Origin of the sequence: Mesorhizobium sp. M7A.F.Ca.AU.002.02.1.1, from assembly GCF_003998535.1 — a bacterium.
In the GTDB taxonomy this organism is placed as follows: Bacteria; Pseudomonadota; Alphaproteobacteria; order Rhizobiales; family Rhizobiaceae; genus Mesorhizobium; species Mesorhizobium ciceri.
The window spans coordinates 1-5,634 of sequence record NZ_RZPB01000407.1 but is presented as its reverse complement, the minus strand read 5'-3'; the positions used below and the strand labels follow the sequence as shown (position 1 = coordinate 5,634).

General features: G+C 63.7%; 7 protein-coding genes. 3 read left to right on the top strand and 4 right to left on the bottom strand.

Annotation, left to right across the window (positions count from 1 at the left end; translation table 11 throughout):
* Both EN879_RS22530 and EN879_RS22525 read right to left on the bottom strand, forming a co-directional pair.
* The coding region (locus tag EN879_RS22530) for an ABC transporter ATP-binding protein (RefSeq protein ID WP_164774520.1) at positions 1-759 on the bottom strand (759 nt) is incomplete at its 3' end.
* Positions 760-770: 11 nt separating this feature from the next.
* Entirely contained in the window at positions 771-1,775 is a 1,005-nt protein-coding gene (locus tag EN879_RS22525) for an ABC transporter substrate-binding protein (RefSeq protein ID WP_013531126.1), read from the bottom strand.
* A 264-nt stretch (positions 1,776-2,039) separates the two neighbouring features.
* Here EN879_RS22525 and EN879_RS22520 point away from each other — a divergent pair, with 264 nt between their 5' ends.
* Positions 2,040-2,423 (top strand): RidA family protein, encoded by a 384-nt coding sequence (locus EN879_RS22520; protein ID WP_024501344.1) that lies wholly within the window; start codon positions 2,040-2,042, stop codon positions 2,421-2,423.
* Between the two features lie 54 nt (positions 2,424-2,477).
* Positions 2,478-3,281: a creatininase family protein gene (locus tag EN879_RS22515; protein ID WP_063168225.1), complete on the top strand. Its 804-nt coding sequence runs from the start codon at positions 2,478-2,480 to the stop codon at positions 3,279-3,281.
* 103 nt (positions 3,282-3,384) lie between these two features.
* Here EN879_RS22515 and EN879_RS22510 read toward each other — a convergent pair whose 3' ends face one another.
* A complete protein-coding gene (locus tag EN879_RS22510) occupies positions 3,385-3,894 on the bottom strand; it encodes a tyrosine phosphatase family protein (protein ID WP_063168226.1) in 510 nt (169 codons plus the stop codon).
* The gene (gene cobD / locus EN879_RS22505) at positions 3,891-4,940 is read right to left on the bottom strand and encodes a threonine-phosphate decarboxylase CobD (protein WP_082826475.1); all 1,050 of its coding nucleotides are present in this window, start codon (positions 4,938-4,940) and stop codon (positions 3,891-3,893) included. Before cobD ends, EN879_RS22510 begins: the two co-directional genes overlap by 4 nt.
* On the opposite strand from cobD, the gene EN879_RS22500 reads away from it, so the two are divergent.
* Positions 4,939-5,634 (top strand): CobD/CbiB family cobalamin biosynthesis protein (locus EN879_RS22500; protein WP_164774519.1); only part of this gene is annotated, 696 nt, incomplete at its 3' end. The genes cobD and EN879_RS22500 overlap by 2 nt on opposite strands.

The following is a 5,634-nucleotide window of genomic DNA, read 5'->3' as shown; positions in this document are numbered from 1 at the left end:
GACAGGTGCCGCATAGTCTGGCGAGGTGCGAAACGCCTCGTCGCGCGGATAGGAGGCCTCGATGGCGAGTTCGTCGAACACCCTGCCCGGCCGCGCCGCCATGACGACGACGCGGTTGGACAGGAACACGCTTTCGAAGACACTGTGGGTGACGAAGACGACGGTGAACCGTTCGTCCTGCCACAGTTCCAGGAGATCGTTGTTGAGCTTGAAGCGGGTGATCTCGTCGAGTGCCGCGAACGGTTCGTCCATCAGCAGCACGCGCGGTTTGGTCACCATGGCGCGCGCTATGGATACGCGCATCTTCATGCCGCCTGACAGTTCGCGCGGCACCGCGTTTTCGAAGCCGGTCAGGTGAACCCGCGCCAACATCTCCGTTACCGCCGGTGTCGCCTTGGCGTGCGAAATGCCTTTCAGCCGAAGCGGTAGCCAGACATTGTCGAAAACATTGGCCCAAGGCAGCAGCGTCGGCTCCTGGAAGACGAAGCCGATGTTCGAGCGGTCGAGCGAGCCGCCACCGCGCCAATCGAGCACGCCGGAAGTTGGCGTCGACAGGCCGGCGATCAGCCGCAGCGCCGTCGACTTGCCGCAACCCGACGGCCCGAGCAGGCTGACGAAATCGCCTTCCCGGATGGTCAGGTCGACGTCGCTGAGCGCCGTCACGCCGTTGGAGAACACCTTGCCGACGCCCTTCAGCGCCAGGAGCGTCGGGGCCGCACCCGACGCAGCCGGCGCTTGCGCCACTTTTTCCCTTATCATTCCGGGGCGGCCTATTTCTTCAGCTCGAGCCCGACGCCTTTGTTGATGAAGGTCAGCGTGTAGGCCTTCTTGATGTCGATGCCGGCTGGCGTGACCTTAGCCTTTACCATCTTGTCGTAGAAACTCTTGATCCGCGCGTCGGTCATGGCGCCGATGCCGAGCTTTTCGGTGTCGCCGGAATCGGCCAGGCCGAACTTCTTCATCTGCTCGATCGAGAACGCGATCTGCTCGTCGCTCATGTCGGGATTGTCTTTCTTGATCATGTCGTTGGCGGCTTTGTTGTCGCCGTAGAGATATTTGTACCAGCCCTTGGCCGAGCCATCGACGAAGCACTGGACCACCTCCGGCTTCTTGTCGATCGTGTCCTGCATCACTTCGATCGTCGTCGAATATGTGTCCCAGCCATAGTCGGCGAGCAGGAACTGGTTCGGCACGAAGCCGCCTTCCTTCTGGACCGCGAACGGCTCTGAGGTGACGTAGCCCTGCTGGATCGACTTCTTGTTGGCGAGGAAGGGAGCGGTGTTGTAGGTGTAGGGCGCGCGTTTGGAGGCGTCGAAGCCGAGTTCGATGACCATCCACTGGAAGAAGGTCTGCACGCCCTCGTCGCCCAATATGTACTGGTCGGCGTTCTTCAGGTCCTCCCATTTGTCGAGCCCCTCGCCGGGGTGGGACATGATGACCTGCGGGTCCTTCTGGAAATCCGCCGCCACCACGCGCATCGGTATGCCTTGCTGGACCGCATCGAAGGCCGACAGCAGATTGCCGCCCATGTAGAAATCGATCTTGCCGGCCAGCAGCATCGGCCGGCCGCTGACTTGCGGACCGCCCTGCATGATGGTGACGTCGAGGCCGCAGGCGGCGTAGGTGCCGTCCGCCACGGACTGGTAATATCCGCCATGTTCCGGCTCGGCCAACCAGTTGGTGCCGAAGGTGACTTTCTCATTCGCAGCCGCACCCAGCGTGCTGGCTGCAAGCAGGGCCACAACCGCCACCGAGATCTTCTGTTTTCCGTACATCGACACCACCCTCTGTTTGCTCCGGCGCGCCACGCGCCAGGCTCGACACCAAAGATTCAAGAAGCAAGACACATGCCACCGGCGTCTGGCGCCGGGACCGCCCGCTTGAAAGACGTTGCCATGCCAAGCGCGAACGGGTCATGCTGTACGGAAGGCATCGTGCCTATTTTTTGAACGGCTGTCCACAATCGCCCGGGCAACATGCACCGCCATCTTGAAGGTGTAATGAGTCCGGCTTTAGGTGGCGGCATCCAGGAGATTGCCATGTTCAAATTCCTCACCCCGAAGTCCATCAAGCCGCCCTTTGCCCGCTACAGTCACGGCGTCGAGGTGCCGGCCGGCAAGCGGCTTGTGCTGTGCTCGGGCCAGGTCGCCATCACCGCCGACGACCTGATTCCCGAAGACGCCGGAGCGCAGGCCGAACTCTGCTTTCAAAACATCGCGGCGATTCTCGGCGAAGCCGGCCTGGGTCTCAGGGATATCGTGCGCATCAACGCCTATGTCACCGACCGCGCGCATCTGCGGCCCTATATGGACGTCCGCGACCGGCTGTTTTCGAGCCCCGCGCCAGCGTCGACATTGATGATTGTTTCCGGCTTTGCCCGGCCCGAATTCAAGGTCGAAATCGAGGCCATCGCGGCGGGGTGATCGACAGGCCGCCCGTCCCGCGCTAGGTCTGCCTGACCATTGAAGAGGCATGACATGACCGTACCCAAAAGACGCGTGTGGTGGGGCGACTACCGGACCACCGAATACGCCTCGATCGATCCCGAGGCGACCATCGCCGTGCTGCCAGTGGCGGCGATCGAGCAGCATGGGCCGCATCTGCCTGTTTCGACCGACACGTCGATCATGAACGGCATGCTCGACACGGTCATTTCGCGCCTGCCCGACGATCTCGACATCCGCATCCTGCCGGTGCAGGCCGTGGGCAAATCCAACGAACACCTGCATGCGCCGGGCACCCTCACTCTGCCGGCAACCACGCTGATCGAAGCCTGGACCGAGCTTGGCCTGTCGATCGCGCGCGCCGGTGTGCGCAAGCTGATCGTGGTCAATTCGCATGGCGGCAACGAGGAGATCATGGGCATCGTCACGCGCGAATTGCGCGTGCGCGAAAAGATGCTGGCGGTGAAGACCAGCTGGCAGCGTTTTGGCCGTCCGGCCGGCATGTATACCGAACTGGAGGACCGTCACGGCATCCATGGCGGCGATGTCGAGACCTCGCTGATGCTGCATTTCCGGCCGGACCTCGTGGACATGGGCAAATCAGACAATTTCGTTTCCAATGTCGCCAAGGCCGAAAAGGAATTTTCGCTGCTGCGCCACACCGGCACCCACGCCTTCGCCTGGATCGCCAGCGATCTCAACCCGAACGGCGTCGTCGGCGACGCCAGCATCGCGACGGCGGAGAAGGGCCGGCTGACGGCAGAATATCAGGCCGACGGCTTCATCAGCCTGCTGCAAGATGTGCGCAAGGCGAAGCTCGCGGAGTGGTTGACGTAGCCTCCAAACCAGTGGCAAGCGCTGTCATCGCTATTCCAGATCCTCTTGAACAAACGAGGCGATGGAGGAGGCGGATCAGACGAACAACGATATGGGGGCAAAGCTAGCTGTCGATCCTCAGCGCAAAGGGCGTGCCTTCAAAGGCGTCCGCGCCGCGCCCGATCGATTCGATCGCCTCGACCATGCGGCCGTTGCGCTCAAGCAACGCATCGGCCACGGCGATCAGTCGCGGATTGGGCGTTGCCGAAGGCGACAGCGCCCGCAGCGTCCGCGCCAATTCGGCCTCGTCACGCTTCGGCGCCAGTGCTGCCGCGATGATATAGGCCGAAGCCGTCGAGCGGCTGATGCCGGCATAGCAATGCACGAGCATCGGCCTTGCCCGGTCCCACCGGCGCGCGAAATCGAGCAGATTGCGGACATGGTCTTCGCCCGGCATGGTCATGCCGTCCTGCGCCACCGCGATGTCGTGCATGACCAGATGCAGGTGGTTTTCCCTCGAGATCGAGGCCGGCCGCACCACCTCCGTTCCGGCGGCGAGCAGCGAAAGCATGCGGTCGGCGCCGGTCCTGGCCACCGTTTCCTCGATCTTTGCAAGCGAGCAGACATGGATCATCGTTTTGAACCCTTCGATTGATGCTTGCGCCGCGACGCCCACTCGGCAAGTGCGGATTCGAGCCGCTGCCATTCCTCCTCACTGCCCGGCAGGCCGGCGCGCAGAACGTCAGGCCGGTCGGCAAAATGGCGAAGCAGGATGCCGCGCTCGCCGAGCGCTGCAAACAAATCGGCGGCATTGGTCAGACTGAGGAAACGATACAGTGTGGTTCCGCCCGCAACAGGAACGCCGAAGCGGCTGAAAAGCGCATCGAGACGCGCCGATTCACCGGCCAACGACGCCCGCATCACGTCCTGCCACCCGATGTCGGCAAGCGCGCGGATGCCATATTCCAGCGCCGGGCCGGCGACGGCCCATGGTCCGAACTGCGTATCCAGCCGGTCGACCGTCGCAGTATCGGAAAGTGCAAAGCCGAGCCGCAGCCCGGCCAGGCCAAAGAACTTGCCGAACGAGCGCAGCACGACGAGGCCGCCCCGACCGACATCGCCCGCGACGCTGTGCTGACGCGGGCCGACATCCATGAACGCCTCGTCGACGACCAGCAGTCCGCCCTTGGCGCGCAATCCGGCGGCCAGAGCCAGCAACCGGTCGCGCTCTATGACACGTCCATCCGGATTGTTCGGATTGACGATGATGACGAGGTCGGCGTCCGCCAACGCTTCGAAATTATCGACCTCCGCCACCTGGTGCCCGGCGATCGCGGCAGCGCGGGCATGTTCGGCGTAGGTCGGACCCAGCACCAACGCCTTGCCGGGCGAAATGAGCGACGCAACGCGCGGCAACAGGATCTGCGTGCCCGGCGCCGCCACGACGTTGGCTGGCGACGGCGCGCCGTAAGTACTGGCCGCGATCTCTGTCAGGTCGCGTGTGCGCGCGGCTTCCGGCAACCGCGACAGCGAGGTGGCGGGCAGGTCGAAAAGCGGGTAGGAGTGCGGATTGATACCGGTCGAGAGGTCGACGAAAGGCAGCAGGGCGTTGGGGAAAAGCACCCTCGCGCGGCCAAGACTTCCACCATGGTCCACAACCGCCCCATTAAGAAGCTTCATGTCAGTCCTGATCGCTTTCCTGTCATTGGTCGTCGAATTCGCCCTCGGTTACCCCGACTGGCTGTTTCGCGCCATCGGCCATCCGGTGACGTGGTTCGGCAGGCTGATATCCTTTCTCGACCGCAGGCTCAACCGCGCCACTGATCCCGACGCGCTGCGTCGCAAGCGCGGTGTCCAGGCGCTGCTGGTCATCGTGCTGGTGCCGGCGATAATTGGCCTGGGCGTGCAGATCCTGTTCTGGTTCGTTCCCATGGGCCTCGTCATCACGGCCCTTCTGGCAACGTCGCTTCTGTCGCAGAAGAGCCTCTATGAGCATGTCGAGGCGGTGGCTGACGCCCTCGACACCGGCGGCATCGCCTTGGCCCGCCTTGCCGTTTCGCGGATCGTCGGTCGCGACCCTGAAACGCTCGCCCGGGCCGGTGTCTGCCGCGCGGCGATCGAGAGCCTGGCCGAGAATTTTTCCGACGGCATCGTCGCCCCTGCCTTCTGGACCGGCGTCGGCGGCCTGGCCGGCGGCGCCGCCTACAAGGCCGCCAACACCGCCGATTCGATGATCGGCCACCGCACCCCGCGCCACGAGGCGTTCGGCTGGGCGGCGGCGCGCTTTGACGATTGGATCAACCTGCCGGCGTCGCGGCTGACGGCGCTTCTGATCGTGCTGGCGGCGTTCTTCGTCAAAGGCGCTGATGCGAAA

Coding starts and splice junctions, on each gene's coding strand:
- EN879_RS22520 (WP_024501344.1), top strand. CDS start 2,040: ATGTTCAAATTCCTCACCCCGAAGTCCATCAAGCCGCCCTTTGCCCGC.
- cobD (WP_082826475.1), bottom strand. CDS start 4,940: ATGAAGCTTCTTAATGGGGCGGTTGTGGACCATGGTGGAAGTCTTGGC.
- EN879_RS22510 (WP_063168226.1), bottom strand. CDS start 3,894: ATGATCCATGTCTGCTCGCTTGCAAAGATCGAGGAAACGGTGGCCAGG.
- EN879_RS22525 (WP_013531126.1), bottom strand. CDS start 1,775: ATGTACGGAAAACAGAAGATCTCGGTGGCGGTTGTGGCCCTGCTTGCA.
- EN879_RS22515 (WP_063168225.1), top strand. CDS start 2,478: ATGACCGTACCCAAAAGACGCGTGTGGTGGGGCGACTACCGGACCACC.